Here is a 23,584-nt window from a genome sequence, read left to right as displayed (position 1 = left end):
AGGGGCCTGTTTCCACCTGTCATATACCCCCGGCATGCGGGCCCTTGTTTGAACCACAAGGGCCCGTAGCCATTGGCATTCCGGCAGGTTGAGAGCCATCGTGGCGGCAGTCACGCACACACTGTTGAGGCATTGATCAGGGTTATAGACAAGCCCTCTCTATCGTTGATATTATGTGCGGACACGACGGCGTGAAATCACGCCCCACACATGAAAGCGGGAGCTCTCCCTATGGCGCGGAATAAACGCCCCAATGCTCCCGGACCGGCAGCTGGCCCCCCGATTGTATCGGCATCGGAAAGTTCCTGGCTCGGCGCAATCATTCAATCTTCATCAGACGCAATCATCTCGACGGCGCTGGACGGCACCATTGCGAGCTGGAATCCGGCTGCAGAACGTGTTTTCGGCTACAAGCCCGAAGAGGCCATTGGCCGCTCTGTGCGCCTGCTGATTCCGGCGGAACGGCAACAGGAAGCAGACGATATCCTGACAAGCATCACGGCAGGCAAGACCGTTCGCAACCATGAGACAGTCCGCCTTCACCAGGATCAGCGCAGGCTGCGCATGATTGTCACTGTGTCACCGATCCACGATGATGACGGCAAGATTGTCGGCGCGTCGAAGATCGTGCGCGACATCACCAGTCAGTATGAAAATCAGCTACAGCTTCAGGAAAGCGAGGAGCGGTTCGAGGCGCTTGCCGACAACATCCCTCAGCTGGCCTGGATGGCTGACAAGGAAGGCCTGATTTTCTGGTATAACAAGCGCTGGTATGAATATACTGGCACCACGCTGGAGGAGACAAAGGGCTGGGGCTGGCAAACGCTGCATCACCCGGACCATGTGGATCGCGTGACAACTAGCATGCAGCATTCCTGGGACACTGGCGAGCCGTGGGAAGAGACCTTCCCCCTGCGCGGCGCAGACGGCAAGTTCCGCTGGTTCCTGTCCCGCGCCCTGCCCGTGCATGACAAGCAGGGAGAACTGGCGCTTTGGTTCGGCACGAATACGGACATCACAGACCAGAAACAGCATGAGGAGCAGATCCAGTTCCTGATGAACGAGGTCAATCACCGCTCCAAGAACATGATCACTCTGGTGCAGGCCATCGCCCGCCAGACGGCCAGCAAGCACGAAGATTTCATGCCCCGCTTCTCTGAGCGGATGCAGTCGCTCGCCTCCAGCCAGGACCTGCTGGTCCATTCCGGCTGGCGCGGGGCGCGCGTGGATGAAATCGTCAACTCACAGCTGGCCCACTTCAAGGATTTGATCGGCACCCGGATTTTCCTCAAGGGGCCGCAAGTCCGCCTCACATCTGCCGCCGCCCAGTCCCTGGGCATGGCGCTTCATGAACTGGCCACCAATGCCGGCAAGTATGGCGCCCTGTCGAATGATACCGGCACGGTCACCATCGTGTGGGACGTACTGCAGAACGGCACAGGCAAGTTCGACATCACCTGGAGCGAAGAGGGCGGCCCGCCCGTCACGGCGCCTGAGCGCCGAGGCTTTGGCTCCACCGTGATCGAGAAGATGGCCCGCATCGCCTTTGGTCAGCCTGTGAAGCTGGAATTCCTGCCGCAAGGCGTTCGTTGGCATTTGCGCAGCATTGATGATCGCGTCTTTGAGGATGACGACTACAAGAGCGCAGAGCATGCTCCGGAGACAGAGCAAATGCACGCTCCTGCTCCGACTGTGCCTGTCCCGCAGAGCGCGAAGCAGGTCCAGCGCATCCTGGTCGTGGAAGACGAGGCCATCATTGCGATTGATGTCGCAGCGGCGCTTGAGGATTCCGGCTATGAAGTGATTGGCCCGGTGGGCTCTGTCTATGAAGCGCTTCAATTGCTGGACAAGGTCCAGTGCGACGGCGCGGTTGTGGATGTGGACCTGGCAGGCGAAACGGCAGACCCGGTCGCAGAGCGTCTGATGAAGGCAGGCATCCCCTTCGTCACCGTATCCGGCAGTTCACGCGATACCGCCGGGAAGGCCTATGAGAACAGCCCCTTCCTGACGAAGCCCATCCTGACGCAGCGCCTTGTCGGGCAAGTGACAAACCTGCTGACTGAAAGAGCCAGGCAGGCCTGATCCACACAGGCTCGGCTCAGGCCTCTTCCTCACCAAATATGGAAATGGAAATCGGGCTACGCACCGTCACCATAAGGCCGGTCTCCCGGAAGTCCCGCGTGACCTTCAGATTGGGTAACATGTGGAACAGGATGCTGCCAAAGCCCTTCCGGGATGGCGGCTTGACGTCAGTCAGGCCGCTTTCCTCCCACTCGACGACCAGATGTTCATCCTCCAGATACCAACGCACATCCAGACGGCCCTCAGGCTGGCTGAAGCAGCCATATTTTTTGGCATTTGAGGCCAGTTCGTGAATGATCAGTGCACCATCCTTGGTCGATTTCAGGCTGAGCGTGATGTCCGGACCGGAGAGGGAATATCTTGATGTATCGCGGTGCACTGCCGCCTCGATTTCCTCTTTCAGAATATGCCGGAGAGGCAGCCCATACCAGTCATTGGTGGTGAGGCTGGAATAGACCCGGCTCATCGAGACCAGACGGTCATTGAACTCATCGATGAAGCCCTCAAGATCATCCGCCAAAGAGCCGGAGATCCGCGCCGTCGCCATGATGACCGAGAACATGTTCTTGATCCTGTGCGCCAGCTCGTTCGACATGATCTCGTTCTGGCGCATCAGCTCCACACGATCGGTCACGTCTTCGCAACGCTGTACGATATGCGTCACCTGACCATCAGCGTTGAAGAAAGGCTTCTGTACCCATTGCCAGGTGCGCACATGAATTGAGCCGTCCGGCTGTTCCAGCTCATAGGGCTGCTCGGCCAGATGTGTCAGTTCGCCGTCAAATGTCTCACGGAACGTCGCCTCGACTTCCACTTTCTTCTTCGGGGCATGGTAGAAGACGTCAAAGAAATACCGGCCTTCCATCTCTTTCCAGGTTTTGCCCATGATGCGCTGATAGGCGCGATTGGCAAAAACGAAGCAGAATTCCCGGTCCAGTACCATCATGGGCTGCAGCCATTGGTCGGCGGCCTGAACCAGATCAAAGCCGCCTGTTCTTGACTGAAACTCAAGTGTATCTGCCATCTCCTCATCCCCCTCCAGAAGGCATGCGCGCATATTTTGCCCCAAAAGAAGTTAAGCGACTATGACCATTCTCCGAAAGGTAGAGACGCATTCGGCCCCTTGCCCAGACTGCCAAGCGCGTCCAAAACAGGCATATGCCTACACCCCCTGCCTCCAATGACGCCGCCCTGTCGGTTTCCGATCTCGCCGCCAGCCTGAAGCGGACGGTTGAGACCAATTTTGACCATGTCGTCGTGCGCGGAGAGCTGGGCCGCGTCACCATTGCCCGGTCAGGCCATATGTACTGTGACCTGAAGGACGAAAAGGCCGTTCTCAACACGGTGATGTGGAAAAGCCAGGTCGACCGGCTGCCCTTCCGCCCGGAAGAGGGCCTGGAAGTCATCGCGACGGGGCGCCTGTCGATTTATGAAGGCCGCTCGAACTATCAGATGCTGGCCTCTTCCATGCGCCCGGCTGGCGCTGGCGCGCTGATGGCCCTGCTGGAAGAGCGCAAGAAGAAATTCGCCGCCGAGGGCCTGTTCGCGCCCGAGCACAAGAAGAAGCTGCCCTTCCTGCCGAAGACAATCGGCGTGGTGACGAGCCCGACCGGCGCCGTGATTCGGGATATCCTGCACCGGATTCGGGACCGTTTCCCCGTGCGCGTCATCGTGTGGCCGGCCCTCGTCCAGGGTGACCAGGCCGCCGGGCAGATTACGGCCGGCATCCAGGGCTTCAACGCCATGACCGGCGCTGACCGGCCGGACGTGCTGATCGTCGCGCGGGGCGGTGGCTCGATTGAGGACCTCTGGCCCTTCAATGAAGAAAATGTCGTCCGCGCAGCCTTTGAAAGCGAGATTCCGCTGATCTCCGCCGTGGGCCACGAGACCGATACGACGCTGATCGATTATGTTTCCGACGCCCGCGCGCCAACGCCGACAGGCGCTGCCGAGATCGCCGTGCCGGTGCGCTCAGAACTGTTGCTGCTGACCGGAGAGCATGGCGAGCGCCTGAAGCGCGCCCTCTCCCGCCGCACCGGACAGGCGAAAGACAAGCTGGCCGCCGCCCGCCTGCCGCGCCCTGAAATGCTGTTGCAAACCAAACGCCAGCGGCTGGATTATGCCAGCGGGAATCTGCCAAAGGCGGCGCTGGCCCTGGTCCAGAAGGCCCGCTTGCGCCTGTCACGCCAATCGCTCAGCCCGGCCAGTCTGCGCGGCGAAATCCGCGCCTCGAAACAGCGCCTGCGCGACACGGCCGTGCGCGCCCGCCCGGCCCTGATGCGCCTGATCGAGACCCGCAAGACGGCGCTCTCCAGCCAGGGCAAGCTGCTGGAAACCCTTTCCTATCAGTCCACTTTGAAGCGGGGCTATGCAATTGTTCGGGACACGGATGGAAACCTGATCCGCTCTGCCGGTGCGGCGGCGAAATCGCCTGCCTTCAAGGTCAGCTTTGGCGATGGCGATGTCATGGCCCGCCCGGACGGCAGCGCGCCGCAGCCAGCGCCCTCCACGCCAAAGCCTGCACCGAAGGCAGACAAGCCGAAACCAAAAGGCCAGCAGGGCTCTCTCTTCTAGGTGAACTCCGCCTAAGGATAAATTCGGACTTGCCATTTCCGGCAGGATTCGTTAACCGGCTTTCATGCACAAACACGCGATCACCGTTCAGCAACAGACTCGGCTCATCCAGCCGGCGTGTGCTTGTGCCTGGCGACTGCCTGACTGACCCGCGTGTCATACCAGCATTCGACCCAACAAGCCCCGCCACCCGGCGGGGCTTTTGTTTTGGTCCCGCCATCATTTAAGGAACTGAAAGATGCGTTTTGAAACCGATGACGATATCGCCGTGCTGCTGGATGGCTTCCGCAGATGCAGCGTGCCGAAAGCGGAATGGACCCATGCCGCCCACTGGGCCGCGGCGCTGGGCCTGATCGCGGAGGATGCCGCCGCCGCATATCGCGACATGCCCGGCATGATCCGCGCCTATAATGAATCCCTCGGCGGCCGAAACACAGACGCGGAAGGCTATCATGAGACGATCACCATCGCCTCGCTGAAAGCCGCCGAGCATGCCTGGCGCTCAGCGCCTGAAGGCACGCCGATTCACGCCGTGCTATCCGGCCTGCTGGCCGGCCCGTGCGGAAAATCGGACTGGGTTTTCGAATATTGGCACCGGGACACGCTGTTCAGCGTGAAAGCCCGGCGCGAATGGGTTGAGCCGGACATATGCGCCCTGCCCTTTTAGGGGCAGGGCCAGATGGCTGAATGAGGACCGTTCCGGCGCCGGGACGGCCTCTGTCAGCTTAGCCGTTAATGTCTTCTTCCAGAACGGTCATCTGGAACTGGTAAGAGGTCTCGCCCTCGTCGACATCCTTGTAGACGACAGCCAGGAACTCAGCGCCGAGATAGCACTCAACGGAATCATCCGTCTTGTCGCGCGGCACCAGGCGGAGGCCAGGGTGAAGTTTCTCTTTCAGGTACGCCTCAAGACGCAGCGTTTCTTCGCGCTCCATAACGCGGCTCCTTTATGTTCGGTGTTCGCGGCGCAACCTAGAGATTTTCGGTGCCGTTGCAACCGCTCGACCTGCAATCAGGCCATGCGCCTGATATAGACCGAACGGCCCCACTGTCACGCGCGCCAGCAGAGCCAGCCCCCGCCATGCCGCATTAGTCGGAATGCGGGCGCGGGCGCTTGGCGACATCCGGGCGCTCAGCCAGCTGCTTGGCCTGGCCGACCCAGTCATCACGCTCGATACGGCCCTTGAAGTGCTCCAGCTTGCCATCGACCCATTCGATCTCGTCCTCGCCCCATTCGGCGACCTGCCAGAAATAGTAGACGCCGACATCATTGAGCAGCTCGCACAGCATCGGGCCGACGCCATTGATCAGCTCCAGATCGTCGCCTTCCCCGAAGGCCGCTTCGACCAGCAGGTTCGCCTTGTCATCCGGGCGCATGGCGGCCTGAACCGGATCACCTGAAACGGCTTCAGGTGCGGGCTGCTTCGCCGGAGGGGGTGGCGGTGGTGGAGGCGGCGAGGCCGGTGTCTTCACAGGCAGCGTGAAGGTGGGGCCTGACTGATCCTCATAGGCCGGCATCGGAGCGGGCGTGCGGAAGGAATAGTCGACCGGGTCTGGTCGCGTACGTACGAAATGCGTCAGCGATGACAGCGCGTATTCGATGGCATTCAGCCGGTCTTCCACAGCGCCGAGATTCATCCGCGATTCCATCTTGCGCAGAGAGTTTGTAAGGCCGGACAGGTCCGGCTCTCTCAGCGACAGGACAGATTCCTGCAGGCCCGCGATGCGGCGCTCCAGCGGTGCATTGTCCGGCAGGGATTGCAACTCCACCCGCAGGGAGGACAGCGCCGCTTCGACTTGCGAGATGCGGGTCTGAACGGGGCTCAGGTCAACTGGCTCTGGCCGCATGCCGGACACAGTGCTCTCCAGCAGCACCAGCTTTGCGTGAACTGCGGCGGTGCCGCCTTCCAGATCCGCAAGGCGGGTCGACATCTTGCGCATGTCATCCGACGGGTTGCGCATCTGCTTGTCGATCTCACGCAGGGTTTCGGTGATCGGGCCAAGATCTGACTTCTGCTCCGATAGCGCGGTGATGACATTTTCCAGCTTGGAGAGGCGCTCGCGCAGGCCGTCCACATCCGGCACACGGAGGGAGGCAAGCGAAGAGGACAAGGTCTGCAGACGGATCGTCATGCTTTCATTGTCGGCTTTGCGCTGGGCATCGAGCCCTTCGGCAAACTCAGCCAGGCGGGCTTCCATCTGGCCAAAATCCTGCCGGATGGGGTCGAGATCCGTGATCGGCACGTCGATGCTTTCGATGGCAAGCTGGATGCTGGCCAGCGCGCTGTGCACGGGGCCGAGGTCCACTTCCGGAATCTCCGGCATTTCCGGGGGCTTGGGAATTTCCACACTCATCAGCAGGTTCACGCCATCCTCAATGCGGGAGATGCGGGCTTCCAGGCTTTCGAGATGGCCTTCAACCGAGTTCAGCTCTGTATTCTTCAGCTGGCCAACAGCATCCTCAATCTGTGACAGGCGGCCGATCAGCGGGGTGAAGGCGCTCTCTTCGCCGTCTGCCGTCAGGTGCGTGCGCATGCCTTCCACATTGCCCGTGATGCCGTCCAGACGGTGGGTGACCGTTTCCAGATGCGCAGTGATCGGGGTCAGGTCCGGTTGTTCCGGCATTTCAGGTTGCGGGATAGAGGCGATCTGGGCGCCGATGCCGCGCAGGCCAGTGTCCAGCTCCTCCCGCGTGACGAGGGCGGGCAGGCCTTCCAGACGCGCCTCAAGCCGCGCTTCCAGACCGGACACAAAGGCCTGCAGGTCAGCGCGCGTCGCAGGAGGTGGCAGCGCATCATGCGCGGACCGCTCCAGCATGTCCTCATAGCTTTCCGTGACATCCTCATAGCGGTTCTTCATCCACCAATAGGCAAGCAATGCCCCGGCGACGGCCGCGAAGATCATGAGTACGAGGATCTGGATAAGGAGATACCACATGGTCGTTACTTTCAGAGTCTCAGGAGGAAATCATTCGGAAACACGGATCACCCGTATTTCTATGCGTCTGTTCTGGGCACGGCCGTCTGCCGTGCGGTTAGAGCCGATGGGCCGGCTGGCGCCATAGCCTGCCGCAACGAGGCGCGTGGCTGGAACGCCGCGCGCGATCAGCGCATTGCGCACGGCTTCCGCCCGCGCCTGGCTGAGCCGGCGATTGGTCTCGTCTAGTCCGGTACTGTCCGTATGCCCCTCAATCCGCAGATTGCCGGGACAGGCCCGCACGGCCTCTGCCACCTCATCCAGCAATTCCGAGCTGGACGCATCAATGGCGGCGCTGGAGGAATTGAACTTGATCTGCGTGCCGGAGAGGAGGTCTGAGAGAGAGGACTCACAGCTCGCCACGGCCTCACGGGCCATGATGTCGACTGCGCCAATCTCCCCCAGGGCAATCGGGGCCAGCGCGATTTCCCGCACGGCAGAGGCATCCGAGCCCGGCAGTTCACAGCTGATCGAGAAGCGGTTGGAGCTGAAGCTCGCCACACCGCGATCGCACCGCGTGACGGTATCAATGCCGCGCAGGGCGACAGAGATGTAGCCTTCCGGCAGCGGCTCATTGGTGATGGTCAGGCTATCCCGAACGCTGATCAGGCGCGGCGGATCGATCTCGGCGCGGGCGGCCTTTAGCACTTCGTCGCGCACATCATTGTTGGGCATGTCGCCATCAAGCGTCAGCACGCCATCGGACAGGCGGTAAGACCAGCCATTCGGCATGCCAGTCGGCGTGTCAGCCGCCTCCGTCAGAGTGAACCGGTCCCGCACACGGGTGATCGGGCGGGCGGGGCCCAGCAAGGTGCGGGCCTTGGCCTCGCGCACGGCCTGCAGCGCGCTGTCAGCCGCCTCTTTTGAGGGGGGCGTGCCTTCCAGGATGATCCATTGACCGGAGGCTTTGGGCCGAGCCCAGCCAGCGTCTGCCCCGGCCAGCGCCTCAACCGCCGCGCGCTCTGCCGAGCGCTCGATCACACCAAAGGCGAACGGCCAGATTGCAAAAAGAAGGAGCAGACCCAAGGCGATCAGCGGGCCGGCAGCATAGGGCATGAAGGGCAAACGCTCTGCCTGCACGCGGCGCACCTTGCGCGTGCGGCGCAGACGGCCTTCGCTCTCCTCCTCATAGCTCACCCGACAGCCCCCTTCTGGAACGTGGAATCACGCTTCGTCCCTACTGAGACGCAAGTCCGGATGGTAACTGAAAGCTAAACAAGCAACAATATTGCGATCCCGAAATGAAACGCTGGGCAAAGCAATAAAACAGTGAATGCTTGTGGATAATTCAGCTGTCGCGTGAATTACTGAGTGCAGCAACACGCGACAGGGGAATGTTCAGATTATTTAGACGCTTCGTCGGGAATCGTCTGGTCCATTGTTTCGGCCGGATGGCAGCAGGACGGACCGCTGACAATCTTCGCCGGAACGCCCGCGACGGTGCAGTGCGCAGGCACATCTTTCAGCACCACGCTGCCTGCAGCCACCTTGGCCTCGTCGCCAATCGTGATGTTGCCCAGAACTTTCGCACCAACAGAGAGCAGTACGCCCTTGCCGATTTTCGGGTGACGGTCGCCGACTTCCTTGCCGGTACCGCCCAACGTAACGCCGTGCAGCAGAGAGCAGCCATCGCCGACAACAGCCGTCTCGCCGATCGTGATGCCGGAGGCATGATCCAGCATGACGGCGCGGCCTATGCGGGCGGCGGGGTGCGCGTCCACGCCGAACAGTTCGGACGCGCGGCTCTGGAAGTAAAAGGCCAGCGTTTCGCGGCCTTCACGCCACAACTGGTGCGCCACGCGATAGGTCTGCAGCGCCAGAAAGCCCTTGAAGAACAGGAAAGGCTGCAACATGCCGCGGCAAGCGGGATCGCGCTCCAGCACGGCCTGCATGTCGGCCTCGGCGGCGTCGACCAGGGTGCGGTCTGCATTATACGCTTCGGACAGGATATGGCGGATCTGCTGGGTGCTCATCACCGGGCTGCCCAGCTTTTCCGCCAGATGGAAAGACAGCGCCTGGCACAGCGTTGAATGCGCCAGAATGGCCGAGTTCAGATAGCTCGACAGGGTCGGCTCATCCGAGGCGGCGGCGCGGGCCTCGAAACGCAGACGGCTCCAGGCAGGCGCGGGGGCGCCGATATCCGGGTTCTCTGGCATGTCGGGGGTCCCTTTCTTTCCCTGAATAAGCGAGATGGGGGATCAATTCCCATGTGGCAAGGCCTGATCCCTGATTAGCTCGCCGGCATTTCCTTGCGGTTAAACAGATAGGTGAAGGTGCGCCGGACGGGCTTCAGCGTCGTGATGCGGAAGACTGCCGGCGTGAAATACAGCGCCAACAGGGCCGACCCCGCCACACCGCCGGAAATGCCCGCCGCCAAAGGCATCCAGAAGGCATCGCCGGACAACAGGATCGGCACGAAACCGCCCATCGTGGTGAGGGTGGTGGCCACGATATGGCGCGTCGCATCGACGACGATCTCTCGCTGGGCAATCACATCATCCGCCATCGCCTCGGGACTGGCCCTCAACAGCGACAGCACAACGATGGAGCCGTTGATCGCGATGCCGAACAAGCCAAAGCCGCCAATGATCGCATTGAACCCGAAGGGCAGATTGAACAGCCACACCCCGAAGAAGGCGAGGCCGAGCGACAGGAAGCCCGTGGTCAGCACCAACAGCATCATGCGGAAGGAGTTGAACACCAGCATGATGGCACCCGCCATCACCATGACGAGCGGTATGCCAACCGCCGCAAGGTTCCCCAGGGCATCGCTGGAGTTTTCTGCCTCACCCCCGACGATGATCTCATAGCCTGCGGGCACGTGAAAATCGCTGGCCTCAAGGCGCTGCTGGTAATCTGCCAGAACCGGCGCGGGCAGCGTGTACGGATCAAGGAAGGCCAGGATCTGGTTCATGCGCTGTCCGTTGCGTCTTGTGATGACGGCCGTTTCCGGCGTCAGCGTCACTTCGCCCAAGGCGGCAATCGGCGTGCCCGTACCCTGCCCGACAATCGCTGAGCGCAAGTCTGACATGCCAGTCCGCCGAGACATTGGCGCGATGACTTTCACGGGAAGCTCTTCAGTGCCTTCAAGCACAGATCCTGCGCGCACGCCGTCCAGTTCGGCGCTGAGGTCTGCAGCGATGTCTGTCAGCCTTTCGCCTGCGAGGGCTGTGGCCGCTTCATCTGCCTGCAGACGAATGGTCGGCGCGCCGAGTTGCAGCGAGGCGACAGAATAGGTGACGCCCGGAGTCTGGCTGAGGATGGAGCGGGTATGATCGCCTATCATGTTCAGCACGTCGAAATCATCGCCCATGACACGGAACTCAATCGGCGCGTCAGCAGGCGGACCCTGCTCAAACGGCAAGGCCAGGAACCGCGCGCTGGGGAATTCCTCCCGCAACATGCGCTGCACTTCGCCGACGGTCTGGCGCGTGCGCTGATTTCCGTCCAGCTGTACCCAGCCGGAGGCAAAGCCCTCAACACCTTCGGTATTAACGATAGCATTATAGTAGACCCGCGGGGACGGTTCCCCCAACACCCAGGTGACGGATTCGACGCCTTCGATGGACTGTATCATCTCCGTTGCGCGGCGCACGACGTCTTCCGTGTCGGAAATGTCGGCTTCCGGGGCGAGCTGCATGGAGACCTGAAACTGGTCCCGCTCCGTCTGCGGAAAGAACTGGCTCGGCAATTGCCCGACCAGGTAAAAACCCAGCAGTGCGGGGAAGATGCTGAGCACGATGCCCAGCGGCGGAAAGCGCAGCACGGCCTCCACCGTTGTACGATAGCCATCAGACAGGAAGTCGCTGTGCACACCGTCGCGCCACCAGCGGCGCGGACGCTTGGCATGGCCGGTCTCCCAGGAGCGCTTGCGGTCAAACCAGCCGGCCATGGCGGGAATGACCGTGATCGACACGATGAAGGATGCCGTGATCGAGAAAACGACCGACAGGCCAATCATGCCGACAAACTCTCCCGCGCCGCCGGGCAGCATGGCAATGGGCGCAAAGGCGAGCGCGGTCGTCAGCGTTGAGGCCGCGAGCGGCGCAGCAAGATGGCGCAGCGATTTGCGGATGGCGTCTACCCGCGCATGCCCCTTGGCGCGCAGCTGATCGAAATCATCCACAACGACGATGGCATTGTCGATCAACAGGCCCAGTGAAATGACGAGCCCCGTCACCGACATCTGGTGCAGCGGATGGCCGAACACATTGAACAGGATCAGGACCAGGCTGACCGTCAGCGGAATGGCCGCGCCAACCACAATGGCAGAGCGCCAGCCCATTGTGATGAACAGCACGACGAACACGATCAGCGCCGAGAGCATCAGGTTCTTCGCAAGCCCGTTCAGCCGGTCTGTCGTATAGCGGCTCTGGTCGAACACGGTCTCGATCTTCAGGCCGGGAGGCGTATTTTCCGCGTATTCGTGCACGATGGCGCGGGCATTTTCGGCCCATTTGTCGACGCGCTGGTTCGGGGAAATGTAGACACCGATCAGCACGGTGCGCTTGTTGTTCTCCAGCGCCTTGTGCGGCAGCGGATCGGCAAAGCCTTTCTCGACCCGCGCGACATCGCCCACCCGAACGGCGGAGCCATCCTGGCGCTGCAGCAGCGGCACTTCGCGGATGCGGGCAATGCTGTCGAACTCTCCACCGACCTGAAGGCCAATCGTTCCGCCCGAGCTTCTGAGGCGTCCGGCAGGGGTCTTGCTGTCAGCAGAGGCAATCAGCCCGGCCGCCTGACGAAAGGACAGGCCTGCGGCAGACAGGGCCTGCGGGTCTACCACGACACGTACTTCCTCATCCGGCAGGCCGAACGTATCGGTCAGCTCCGTGCCCGGAAGACGCTGGAAGCGGTCTTCAAGGTCCAGCGCCATACGGCGGATCACGGTCAGCGGCGGCGCGGCATCGCCTTCCCAGGTCAGGCCGATCACCAAAGTGGCAGCGCCGACATATTGCCGTGTCACGTCAGGCATACCGACGCCTTGGGGAAATTCCGAGCGCGCCGTCTCGACCTTGGCACGAATCAGCGTCCAGGCATCATCCACTTCGGATTCGGTCAGGTCATCCCGGATCTGAAGCGAGACCTGGGAGAAGCCATTGCGGCTGACGGATGTGACCTCGTCGACCTCTGGCAGCTCCATCAGGGCGGCTTCCAGGGGCTCTGTTACCAGCGCCTCGACCCGCTCTGCATCAGCGCCGGAATATGGCGTCAGCACATAGCCATAGCGTTCGATCAGGGTCGGGTCTTCCTGACGGCCCAGCGTCAGGATTGCGCCGAGGCCGCCCATCAGGACGACGAGAATGGCCAGAACCGCGAGGCGGGGCAGTTTGAAGAAAAGCGTGGTCATGACGCGGGCGCTCCCCTACCCGCCATTGACCGTGGCAGCCTGCTGGCTGTCACGTGGTTCAACCGACATTCCGGGCACGATGCGTTGCAGGCCGTCAATGATGATCAGTTCGCCATCGCTCACCGGACCGCGCACGAAAGCGCGCTCACCATCGGTGTGCACCATCTCGACCGGGCGTGGCTCAACCTCGAACCCGCCATCGACCGGCGCAGCGACATAGACCGTCCACAGGCCACGCGACGCGGTGGAAAGGGATTTGACCGGCACCCAAAAGCCCGGCTCGTCAATGTCGCGCGACATCGACAGGCGCACCACGGCGCCAGAGGCAATCGCGCCGGAATTGGTGATATCGAACATCGCCGCAACGGTGCGCTGATTGGGGTCAATCACACCGGTGACGCTGCGCAGGGTGGCCTCGACCGTGCCCGTATCGGCGCGGAGATCATAGACATCGCCCGGCTGAAGACGGGCAGCGGTTGCCGCTGGCAGGCCGATGCGCGCTTCCAGATGGCCGGTCTCAACCAGTTGCAGCAGGGGCTGCCCCGCGCCAGCAATCGCGCCCTCATCAGAGGTGCGGGCCGTGACCATGCCGTCAAACGGCGCAGTGATCCGCGCGAGATCAATCTGCACACGAAGAATGTCTGCCTGAGCCTTCGCCGCCTCGACGCGGGCGAGCGCGGTTTCGGCCTGCGCCTCTGCCTCGTCAACCGCCTGTGGTGAGACATGGCCCTGCAGGCTCAGCCGGCGCTGGCGTTCGACGGTGTTCAGGGCGAGAGAATGGGCCGACCGGGCCTCTTCCACAACGGCCTGGGCGGATGCGAGCTGAGCCCGCAGGCCGCGCGTATCAAGGCGTGCCAGTGTCTGCCCGGTCTTCACCTGATCGCCGACATCAACGGCAATGTCTTCAATCCGGCCGCCGGTGGAAAAGCCAAGTTCACTTGTGCGCCGCGCCTCTGCCAGACCGGAATAGGTTTCCTGCAAGGTGAAAGCCTTTGTCAGCTGGGCCGGGCGCACCGGCACCGTCAGCGGCTCCGGCGCAGTGACGGCAACCTTCGGGCCTTCCTCGCTGCGCAACAGGGTCGCGCCGAACAGCATGGCCCCAATGGTCAGCAAAAGCAGCACCAGGAAGATCAGCCCCTTTGCCGGGCCTGGCCGCTTCTCCCGCACGGCATCACCGGTTATGTTATCTGTCTCGCTCATCGCCCCTACCCTGCCTGTATATCTTTCGCCTCTGCCACCGGCTGGGCCTGCAGCCCCCGGATCAGCAAATTGGCGTGGAATGTTATGAAATCTGTTGTGGAGTCTTTACCCGCATCGGGGATCAGTTGCTCAAAATGTGGAACATGGATCACCAGCTGCGCTACGCCGTGGAGCGAGGCCCAGAGGGATTTTGCCGCTTGGGCTGGCTCCAGCGCGTTATCGAACACGCCCAGTGCCTGGCCCTCTTCCACCATGTCGACCAGAATGCTGAAGGCCTTGCCCTTGTTGGTGGTCATGAAAGCCTCCCAATCCTTGGGCATCAGTGATGCACACTCATCCTTTTGCTGGATGGAGGAAAAGGCTGCAGCATAATGATACGGGCGATGGGTCGCCGTTTCGACATAGGTGATCAGGCAGTCGCGTGCCCTGTCCAGGAATGGACGGTCGGCGCTGGAACTCGTGTCCACACGGTCCATCAGGCGCTCGAAGAACGCCTCTTTCAGCTCATCAATCAGCTCTTCCTTGGACTCGAAATATTTGTAGATCGCAGACGGCGAGTAATCGATTTCTTCAGCAAGACGCCGTATGGACAGGCCATCTTCCCCTTCGCGCGCGAAGACCTTCTCCGCAGCCGCGATGATGGATTCCCGCACGCGTTTGCGGCGGCGCCCGGCCGGGGTCTTATCAACGGGAATATCTGTCTGCATGCCCCACCTTGGGAAAATGAGTGTTCGAAAAGTGAACAGTGTTCACTAAACTACTCTGTCCATGCATTTCCGGCAAGCCTGTTATTTGGCGATGACGGTTTCCCTGTGATGGATACGCCCCTATCTAGCGAGAATGACCAAGACATTCCCCCCCGCTCCGCAAGTCGGCACACCGATGCTGCCAGTCCGCCCCAGCGCCGAAGCGCGCCAGTTTCTGGCCCTACGCCGCTCTGCCGCCAAGAAACTCATTGGAGAGCCGGGGCCGAGCCCGGAAACGCTCGACGAAATCCTGACCATCGCCGCGCGGGTGCCGGATCACCGCAAGCTCTCCCCGTGGCGCTTCATTGTGTTCGAGGGCGAGGCACGGGCGAAATTCGGCAAGGAACTCGCGCGCATTATTGGCGAGACGAAGAAAGACGTGGAATCAAAAGACCTGATCGAGGCCGCTGGCCTGCCTCTGCGCGCGCCGGTCATGGTGGCGGTGATCTCGTCTCCCGTCGATGATGGCCGCACGCCGGTCTGGGAACAGGAACTCTCTGCCGGGGCTGTTTGCTACAATCTGCTGCTGGCCGCCAATGCGAGCGGCTTTGCCGGCTCATGGCTGAGCGAGTGGCCCGCCTTTGACGCGCAAGTGGCTGAGGTGCTGGGCCTGACGGGCAGTGAGCGCGTCGCGGGGTTCATCTATCTCGGAACGTCACAGGTCCACCCGCCAGAACGCGCCCGGGCCGATATCTCTGAAAAAGTGACCCGCTGGAAGAGTTAGCCCCGCCCGCGATAGGAGGCGACGCCGGTGTCGGGCACATAGAGCCCGGCCGGCACCTCACCAGACTGCCAGAACACGTCAATCGGAATGCCGCCGCGCGGATACCAATAGCCGCTGATGCGCAGCCATTTGGCCTCGGTGAAGTCAAAGATCTTCTTGCCGATGGAAACAGTGCACTCCTCATGGAACGCGCCATGATTGCGGAAGCTGGTCAGGTAGAGCTTCAGGCTTTTCGATTCCACCAGCCAGTCGCCCGGCGCGTAATCGATCACGAGATGCGCGAAATCCGGCTGGCCGGTGACCGGGCAGAGCGATGTAAACTCCGGCGCGACAAAGCGCGTGAGATACAACTCGCCCGCGTGCGGATTGGGGACCCGCTCCAGCTCAGCCTCTTCCGGGCTTTGCGGTTGCGCGGTGTGTTGGCCTAGTTGGCCAAGGTTCTGATAGATCGGATTGTCAGCCATGAGGGATCAGCGCCGGTACTGGAATGAGTTTGAATGTCAGGCCCATATAGAGCGCATAGCCCAAAAGGAGAATGCCCCCTTCCCAGCGCCCGATGCGCCCGGCCGTGATGGCAAACAACACCATCAGCGCAACAGACAGGATCAGCGCGGAAATATCGCCAACGCTGATCAGGCTGGCCGTTTCGCCCTGCACCATGGCCCCGGCCGCGACATCGCCAGAGACAGGCTGGCGGACACTGAACGGATGCACGAGCGCCGTAACACCCAGAATGCCCAGAATGTTGAAGATGTTGGAGCCGATAATATTGCCCAGCGCGACATCTGACTTGCCGCGAAACGCCGCGATGGCTGAGGTTGCGAGTTCCGGAAGGCTGGTGCCGATTGCGACGATGGTCAGGCCGATCACGGTCTCGCTGATGCCGAAATCCCGCGCGATGGAAACAGAGCCATCTACCAGCAGCTTCGCGCCATAGACAACACCGGCAAGCCCCACAATCGCGATCAGGATGCCAATGCCGATGCCATAATTGGCCTCAACCGTTTCGCCCTCTTCGGCGTGCATGTGGGCCACTTCATCCGGACGGTTCTGGTCTGCGACGAGCGAGAAGATGATGTAACCGATCAGGCAGATCGTAAGCGCGATGCCTGCGCCGCGCGAAAACAGGTCAAACCAGATCATGAAGCAGAGCAGCAGGGTGGCCAGGATCATCACCCCCGTGTCGCGCATCAGCGCGCGCGGATTGGTGACAATGGGGTGGATCACCGCCGCCACGCCCAGCACGAGCAGGACGTTGGCGATATTGGACCCGATGACGTTCCCGACCGCGATACCAACCGCACCTGAATCAATGGCGCGCAGACTGGTCACCAGTTCCGGCACAGATGTTCCGAACCCGACCAGTGTCAGGCCGATCACCAGTTCTGAAATGTTGAGCCTGCGAGCAACACTGACGGAGCCCCTGACCAACCCCTCACCTCCGATAAAAAGGAGGACAAGGCCGCCAAGCACCATAAGATATGTCATGCATTTCCCCACAGGAAAGAGTTAGCCCTATAATATGGGGAGTCTGCGAAGCCGTGCAATCAGACCGCCCTGCGCTTAAGGCTGGATAATCGTGGGATGAGGCGTAGTTTCCCGGAAAAATACAGCGCAGGGCGCAGATGAGACAAATTTTCTCAATACCGTTCACCCTGTACTCAGCTTACTCAGGCACAAATCACCCTAAACACAGCATGATGGGCGACACTATGGTAAATCGGGCAGAACGCCCTGCATCCACCCGGCACCTGTCCTGGAACAGGACTGCCTTGTGCTGCCTGCTGCTCACAGCCACATCAGCCTGCGCTACCTTCCGCGGAAACTCTGCCGAGGGCGAAAGCGCAGGCGGCACCTATATGCCGGTAACGATCTCCGGCCTTCCCGACAATCTGCAACGCGGCGCGGAAAGCGCGCTCCAGATACATGGCAACAAGGCCGACAGCGTGCTGGAAGCCCGTCGCCGCGCCACGCAAGCTGCCGATACATTGCAGGAATATCTTGCCTCTGAAGGCTATTTCGCCGCCGCCGTGTCTCCGGAGCTGGTAGAATCCACGGATACGCGCCCCCGCCTGGATGTCAGCGTGGGAGAGCGCTTCCGCATCGCCTCCATCAAAGTATCCGGCACCGACGATGTAACACCGCAGGCTCAGCAGCGTATCCGCTCAGCCCTCGAAACGCTGAAACCCGGCGCCTGGGCACGGACGACGGAGATTGAAGCTCTGGAGAGTCTGCTCCTCAGACAGCTCCAAAACTCCGGCTATGCCTTTGCCGAGAGCAAGGGCATCGATGCGCTGGCCTCTCGCGCAGACAAGAATGTTGAGCTGACCTACAACATGAAGCCCGGAGAACTGGTCCGGCTGGGCGAAATGACCATCCCTGACGGATTGCGCACAAAGGACAAAGCCATCCGCGTGCTGCAGAACTGGGATGAGGGAGACCTCTACTCGCCGGAGAAGATGGAAACCCTGCGAACGCGTGTTCGCAGCACGGGCCTGTTCGATGGCATCGGCGTGGAGATCAACGAACAGCCGGATGCAGACGGCACCAATCCAGTGGATCTGAAATTGTCTGAAGGCAAACGGCGCACGATTGGCGCGGGCCTCAGCTATTCCACCTCGGACGGCGCAGGCGCCAATGCCAGCTGGGAGCGCCGCAATTTCAGAGGTATGGCAGATACGCTTGGGGTCGAGGCACAGGCAGCAACGCTCGCCCGGCACCTGAAGGTCACCTATAAGCGCCCGAACATCGGACGCTATGGCCGTACCCTGACGGCAGAGGCCGGGGTGCGTGACGAGGAAACGGATGCCTACGACCTGAAGGGCATCAAGGTCGCCGCCAATCTGGCGCAACCCTTCAACAAGAACTTCACCCTGTCTGCTGGCGCTGCCGTCGATGCCACGCGGTCGACAGATTACGAATTGCGCGCGCAGGGCATCAACAGCCTGCAAGATCAGGTGACGCTGTCTTTCCCGCTGGGCGCCAATTATGACACGGTCAGGAACCCGCTGGACCCACAAGGCGGCAACCGCGCCTATCTGGGCGTCGAGCCAGGCTTTTCCTTCGGGACCGGCACAGTCGCCTCCTATACGCGTATCCAGAGTTCGGTCTCGACTTACAAGAAGATGACCAAGCGCCTGGTGGCCGCGCTGCGTCTGGAAGCCGGCAGCTTCCTGGGCGATGACAGCGTACCCGTGGACCGAAAATTCTATTCTGGCGGCGGTGGCACGGTTCGCGGCTATGATTACCAGTCCCTCTCCCCAAAGGACCCGAAGGGGGAACCGATTGGCGGCGACGCCATGCTGAATGTCTCCGGCGAGCTGCGCTGGCGCAAATCCGAGCACTGGGGCTATGTGGCCTTCATTGATGCAGGCGCTGCCGATTCAGACCTTGAGACCGCGGCAAGCAGCATGCGCTCTGCCTTTGGACTTGGCGTGCGATACTATCCGGGCTTCGGGCCGGTCCGACTGGATATTGCCACGCCGCTGAACCCGCGCGAGGGCGATGAGCCTGTTCACCTCTACATCTCTATCGGGCAGGCCTTCTGATGGCAGGCACACGGCCCTTCTTCTCTTACCTGCGCAAACACATCTGGCTGGTCCTGATTGTGAGCATCCTGCTGGTTATGGCTCTGCTGGTCGGCGGCGCGCGCATCTGGACGAAGACCGATGGCGGCCGCAATTTCGTTGAAGCGCAGATCGATGGCCGCAAGGTAGGCCGGGTCGGCACGATCGAGATTGACGGCCTGTCGGGCGATCCGCTGAAAGACATGAAGGTCGCGCGCCTGACGCTGACGGACGAACAGGGCGTGTGGCTGGAAGCCAGCGATCTGCAACTCGCCTGGTCCCCCATGGCGCTGATCTCTCGCAAGCTGAAGCTGAACCTGGTCAGCGCGGACAAGATCCACGTCATTCGCAAACCTGTGATGACGCCGGAAACGTCCAACTCATCCTCCTCCGGAAGCTGGTCTGTCTCACTGGCGGACCTGCGGATTGACGAGTTGCGCCTGGAAGAAGGCGTCGCCGGACCCGCGGCCGCCTTTCAGATTGAAGGCCACCTCAAGGTTCCGGAAGACCGTACCCTGACGGCCTCTCTGGACGCCCTGCCGCTGGAAGGCGCAGGCGACAGGATCACAGCGGACCTTCAACGCCGCGCGAGCGGTGCCTTCAGTATCGAGGCAGACATAGACGCGCCGTCTGGCGGCACCATCGCCACGCTGGTCGGGCTGGCCGAGGGCGAGAGTGCAAACCTCAAGGCCAGTGCCAGCGGCACGATGGACGAAGGCGACGGCTTTGCCGTGTTGAAGATCGACGGGAAAAAGACCGCCGAGATCACCGCCAAGATCACCTCCGGAAACCTGCTGGCCAACGCCAATCTGGATTCAAGCCGCCTGCCCGTTTCCCACACGATCCGGGATCTCATTGGTACGTCCGCCGTGCTGAAGCTGGACGCGGACCTTGAACGCAAACGCACACCGTTCACCCTGACCAGTGATTTCGCCACAGGCCATCTGAAGGTCGCCGGCACTTATCAGGATGGCAAACGCAGCAAGTTTGACGGCCCGCTGGATGTGGACCTGAAATTCTTCGGTCTGAAAGACATCGCCAGTTTCGAGGCGGCCGTCGCTTTCAACGGCCAGGTGTCAGAGCCAACCGGCAATCTCTCTGCAGATGGCACAGCTGTGCTGACCGCCAATGCCGGCAGCTCCCTCCCCTTCGAGACGCTGGAAGGCCCGGTGCAGGTCTCCAGCAAGGGCGAGGCGGTGGACTTCACCGCCAACATGACCGGAACCGGCGTTCTCAAGAACAACAAAACGGGCAGCCGCCTGGTGGGCAAGGCGCCGAAGCTGAGTGTCTCTGGCAGCTTTGACCGCGCGGCGGGCGTACTCACGCTCTCGCCCTCTACGGTCCAGCTGGCGCGCGGCAGCCTCGCCGCCAATGGCACGATCGACACACGGCAGAAGACGCTGAACCTGAAAAGTCAGCTGAAGCAGGTTTCCGGCCTGCTCGCCTCTACGCCTGAACTGTCGGCATCCGGCAGTGTCGGCGTCACCGGCACATTCTCTCAGCCCCAGATCGCAGCGGATGTCGATCTGACAGGCGTGGAAGCGTTCAACGCCACCGTGGCGCAACTGGTCAGTGATACGCCGCACCTTCGCGCGAATGTGGTGAAGGCGGGCGATGTCTACCGGATACAGCGCGCGGACATTGAAGGCGGCGTACTGGCCTTGAATGGCCAGGGCACTTATGGCCCCAACGGGAAGATCGCTCTCAATGCGGACTTTACCCAGACCGACACCACGACGCTGTCAGGCACGGACGTCAACCTGTCATCCGGCAAGATACAGATCACCGGAAAAGGCGGCGTCGACACAATCAGCCTGACTTCGCAGGGCGGCACGCTGAGCCGGAATGGCATCGACCTGACCGATCTGGAAACAGATTTGGAGCTTAACAATACAAATGCCGGATGGGCTGGCCCGGTCACCCTTAAGGGCATGAATGACGGCGATGCCGTCAACATTACCAGCCAGCTCTCCTGGGCCGATGGCGTCTTCTCCCTGCAAGATGTTCAGGGCACATATGATACGGTGAACCTGTCAGGCGGCCTGATCTATGGCGATGAGCGCGGCCTGAACGCAGACTTTGTCGCAAGTGGCAAGCAGATGAATTTCGGCGACCGCCATATCGGCGAGTTCAATCTGGACATCAGCCTGCGCAGGGACACGAAAGATGCGCTGTCCGTCTCAGCCTCTGGCATCATAAATGATATCTGGCTCTCCCAGGGCCTGCGCTTTGACACGATCAGCGGAAAGGCAAGCAACGCGCCCGAGGGGTATAATTTCTCCATCGACGTGCAGCGCGAGCATGACAAACGCCCGACCCAGCTGACCCTGCTCGGCTCGGCCCGTTTTGACGGCGACTATCCCAATGGCCAATTGGAGATGGATGGCACATTGCTGGGCGAACCCATCAAATCCCAAAGCCCCATCACGTGGCGGCTGGGCGATGCGCCGGCAGTTGACCTGAACCTTCTGGTTCTGGGCGGACTGATCCAGGCCGATGTCGAAGAAGACAAAGACGATGCCCGGCTGACCTTCAAGATCGACAAGCTGAGCCTGGAGCCTGTTCTGGCGGCCCTGGGCTTGGCGGCGCCGGATGCCGTAATCAGCGGCGGCGGAGATCTTTATCTGTTCGGAGAAGACCCGCACGGCAAGTTTGTCATTGCCGCCAACGGGCCCCTGCCAGGCGTGAAGGAAACTTTCGCGCTGGACATCACCGGCCGCCTTGGCGAGGGCAAGCTGGTGCTGAACGAAGTCAGTTCCTATGGCGGAGAGCTGAAACTGGTCAGCGACGTGTCCATCCCAATCGAGGCACGCCCGGGGGATGTTGCCCGCCCTTCCATGACGGAGCCCCTGAAAGGGCAAACGGTCATGACGGGAAACCTTGCGGCGTTGCGCTCTGTGGCGCTGGCCTATGGGCATGACATTGGCGGACAAATCAATGCCAAGGCCACGCTGACGGGAACACTCAAGAAACCCGTCTTTGAAGCGACCGCAGACATTCAGAACGGCATCTACGAATTCGGCACCACGGGCCTGCGCCTGACGGATCTGACGCTTGATGCAGCGTACAAGGACCTTCAGCTGTCCATAAACGGCAAGGCAAACGGCGCCGATGGCGGCTCCACCAACTTCTCCGGAACGCTTTCAAACAAGAAAAGCGATCTCGGCGTCTCCTTCACCAATCTGCTGCTGTACAATCGTGACGGCGACACTCTGCGCGCGGGCGGCAAGGTCAGCCTGACCGGAGACGAGACCTCTCGCGAAGTGGGCGGCCAGATCAATATCCGGAACGCCCGCTTCTCTCTGGACAATTTGCCCTCCTCACGGCCACAGGCGATTGATGTGCGCTGGGTCGAAGACGATGCAAAACCCGAAGGCGCTAGCAAGCTGAGGCAATCTCTGTCCCTGAACCTCAAGATCGATGCGCCTCGCCGCGTCTTCCTGTCGGGCCGCGGATTGGAGAGCGAATGGGGGCTGGATCTGAAGCTGACCGGCACGCCGGCCTCTCCGCGCCTCAATGGGCAGGCCACACTGCGCCGTGGCACACTGGACCTGGCTGGCCGACCCTTTGTATTCGACAAGGGCGGCGTCACCTTCAACGGCCCGATCAGCCGGGCACGACTGGATGTGCAGGCAGACCGTACCGTGAATGGTTTCACAGCCAGTGTCGCGCTCACAGGGTCGCCGACCAAGCCCAAATTTGAACTGAGCAGTAATCCGGAACTACCGCAGGATGAAATCCTATCGCGGCTGCTGTTTGGCCGCTCCTCCGTTGACCTGTCCGCCCTGGAAGCTGCGCAGCTGGCCAATTCCATCGCGCGGCTCAGTGGCAACGGCTCAGGATTTGACCCCACGGCCGAGCTACAATCTGCGCTCGGAGTCGACAGATTGTCATTCGGAACGAACGAATCGGGCGCCGCAGAAGTGGGTGTCGGCCAGTACCTGGCCGATGATGTGTACCTCGAACTGAACTCAGCAGGCGCTTCTGGCAGCTCAGTAGAGGTCGAATGGGAGCCAAGACCACAAATATCAGTGACCTCCAAAACCACCACCACGGGTGAGGCAAAGGTCACGGTAAAGTGGAAAAAGGACTACTAGCCGGCTTCAACCGAAGGCCGATACCCCAATATATTGGCTCTTTGCGTGCCGATTTTTTCTCTAAAATACAAAACACTCAGAAATACAAACGGTTACAGTTTTTTGCATACCGATTGACAAAAGGTAATGCACATTACAGTAATACGAAGAGCCTCTTCCGTTTCATAATGTTATCTACTGTTCCAAGTTTTTTGGTACCTGATTGGTTGCTATAACATCTTGAGGGAGAAATGACATAACTTCTGATGGAGTTATGACGTGCCTAAAAA

General features: G+C 61.1%; 16 protein-coding genes. 6 read left to right on the top strand and 10 right to left on the bottom strand.

Going from position 1 to position 23,584, the window contains the following annotated elements; all coding sequences use genetic code 11:
* Positions 1 to 231: 231 nt before the first annotated feature.
* Entirely contained in the window at positions 232 to 2,082 is a 1,851-nt protein-coding gene (locus HY29_RS16495; protein WP_081811468.1) for a PAS domain S-box protein, read from the top strand.
* A 16-nt stretch (positions 2,083 to 2,098) separates the two neighbouring features.
* Here the strand turns inward: HY29_RS16495 and HY29_RS18685 are convergent, their stop codons facing one another.
* The gene (locus HY29_RS18685; protein WP_162176752.1) at positions 2,099 to 3,106 is read right to left on the bottom strand and encodes a sensor histidine kinase; all 1,008 of its coding nucleotides are present in this window, start codon (positions 3,104 to 3,106) and stop codon (positions 2,099 to 2,101) included.
* Between the two features lie 134 nt (positions 3,107 to 3,240).
* On the opposite strand from HY29_RS18685, the gene xseA reads away from it, so the two are divergent.
* Positions 3,241 to 4,656: an exodeoxyribonuclease VII large subunit gene (xseA, locus tag HY29_RS16485; RefSeq protein WP_034799017.1), complete on the top strand. Its 1,416-nt coding sequence runs from the start codon at positions 3,241 to 3,243 to the stop codon at positions 4,654 to 4,656.
* A gap of 238 nt (positions 4,657 to 4,894) precedes the next feature.
* Positions 4,895 to 5,323 carry a hypothetical protein gene (locus tag HY29_RS16480; RefSeq protein WP_034799014.1) on the top strand — a complete coding sequence of 143 codons (429 nt, stop codon included), beginning with the start codon at positions 4,895 to 4,897 and terminating at the stop codon, positions 5,321 to 5,323.
* A 58-nt stretch (positions 5,324 to 5,381) separates the two neighbouring features.
* Here the strand turns inward: HY29_RS16480 and HY29_RS16475 are convergent, their stop codons facing one another.
* The 7 genes from HY29_RS16475 to HY29_RS16445 form a co-directional block, all read right to left on the bottom strand.
* A complete protein-coding gene (locus HY29_RS16475) occupies positions 5,382 to 5,591 on the bottom strand; it encodes a DUF3126 family protein (protein WP_034799010.1) in 210 nt (69 codons plus the stop codon).
* A gap of 154 nt (positions 5,592 to 5,745) precedes the next feature.
* Positions 5,746 to 7,593, bottom strand: coding sequence for a hypothetical protein (locus HY29_RS18680; RefSeq protein ID WP_155838394.1), 1,848 nt, complete (start codon positions 7,591 to 7,593; stop codon positions 5,746 to 5,748).
* 30 nt (positions 7,594 to 7,623) lie between these two features.
* Positions 7,624 to 8,769: an OmpA family protein gene (locus HY29_RS18675; protein WP_051601681.1), complete on the bottom strand. Its 1,146-nt coding sequence runs from the start codon at positions 8,767 to 8,769 to the stop codon at positions 7,624 to 7,626.
* Positions 8,770 to 8,975: 206 nt separating this feature from the next.
* Complete coding sequence (gene cysE / locus HY29_RS16460) at positions 8,976 to 9,788, bottom strand: serine O-acetyltransferase (RefSeq protein ID WP_034799008.1); 813 nt, start codon at positions 9,786 to 9,788, stop codon at positions 8,976 to 8,978.
* Between the two features lie 74 nt (positions 9,789 to 9,862).
* Positions 9,863 to 12,982: an efflux RND transporter permease subunit gene (locus HY29_RS16455; protein WP_034799006.1), complete on the bottom strand. Its 3,120-nt coding sequence runs from the start codon at positions 12,980 to 12,982 to the stop codon at positions 9,863 to 9,865.
* Positions 12,983 to 12,997: 15 nt separating this feature from the next.
* Complete coding sequence (locus tag HY29_RS16450; protein WP_081811467.1) at positions 12,998 to 14,182, bottom strand: efflux RND transporter periplasmic adaptor subunit; 1,185 nt, start codon at positions 14,180 to 14,182, stop codon at positions 12,998 to 13,000.
* A 5-nt stretch (positions 14,183 to 14,187) separates the two neighbouring features.
* Positions 14,188 to 14,889 (bottom strand): TetR/AcrR family transcriptional regulator, encoded by a 702-nt coding sequence (locus tag HY29_RS16445; protein WP_034799005.1) that lies wholly within the window; start codon positions 14,887 to 14,889, stop codon positions 14,188 to 14,190.
* Positions 14,890 to 15,022: 133 nt separating this feature from the next.
* Between HY29_RS16445 and HY29_RS16440 the strand changes: the two genes are divergently transcribed.
* The gene (locus HY29_RS16440) at positions 15,023 to 15,652 is read left to right on the top strand and encodes a nitroreductase family protein (RefSeq protein WP_034798996.1); all 630 of its coding nucleotides are present in this window, start codon (positions 15,023 to 15,025) and stop codon (positions 15,650 to 15,652) included.
* Here HY29_RS16440 and queF read toward each other — a convergent pair.
* Both queF and HY29_RS16430 read right to left on the bottom strand, forming a co-directional pair.
* On the bottom strand, positions 15,649 to 16,116 hold the full coding sequence (gene queF / locus HY29_RS16435) for a preQ(1) synthase (protein ID WP_034798994.1): 468 nt from the start codon (positions 16,114 to 16,116) through the stop codon (positions 15,649 to 15,651). The genes HY29_RS16440 and queF overlap by 4 nt on opposite strands.
* Positions 16,109 to 17,140, bottom strand: coding sequence for a calcium/sodium antiporter (locus tag HY29_RS16430; protein WP_034798992.1), 1,032 nt, complete (start codon positions 17,138 to 17,140; stop codon positions 16,109 to 16,111). Before HY29_RS16430 ends, queF begins: the two co-directional genes overlap by 8 nt.
* A 224-nt stretch (positions 17,141 to 17,364) precedes the next feature.
* On the opposite strand from HY29_RS16430, the gene HY29_RS16425 reads away from it, so the two are divergent.
* Positions 17,365 to 19,200 carry an autotransporter assembly complex protein TamA gene (locus HY29_RS16425; RefSeq protein ID WP_162176751.1) on the top strand — a complete coding sequence of 612 codons (1,836 nt, stop codon included), beginning with the start codon at positions 17,365 to 17,367 and terminating at the stop codon, positions 19,198 to 19,200.
* Positions 19,200 to 23,315: a translocation/assembly module TamB domain-containing protein gene (locus tag HY29_RS16420; RefSeq protein WP_034798988.1), complete on the top strand. Its 4,116-nt coding sequence runs from the start codon at positions 19,200 to 19,202 to the stop codon at positions 23,313 to 23,315. The genes HY29_RS16425 and HY29_RS16420 overlap by 1 nt, the downstream gene beginning before the upstream one ends.
* Positions 23,316 to 23,584 lie beyond the last annotated feature (269 nt).

Origin of the sequence: Hyphomonas beringensis (assembly GCF_000682755.1) — a bacterium.
GTDB lineage: Bacteria > Pseudomonadota > Alphaproteobacteria > Caulobacterales > Hyphomonadaceae > Hyphomonas > Hyphomonas beringensis.
Note: the sequence above shows the minus strand (reverse complement) of the source record. Positions and strands in the feature narration are given on the sequence as shown.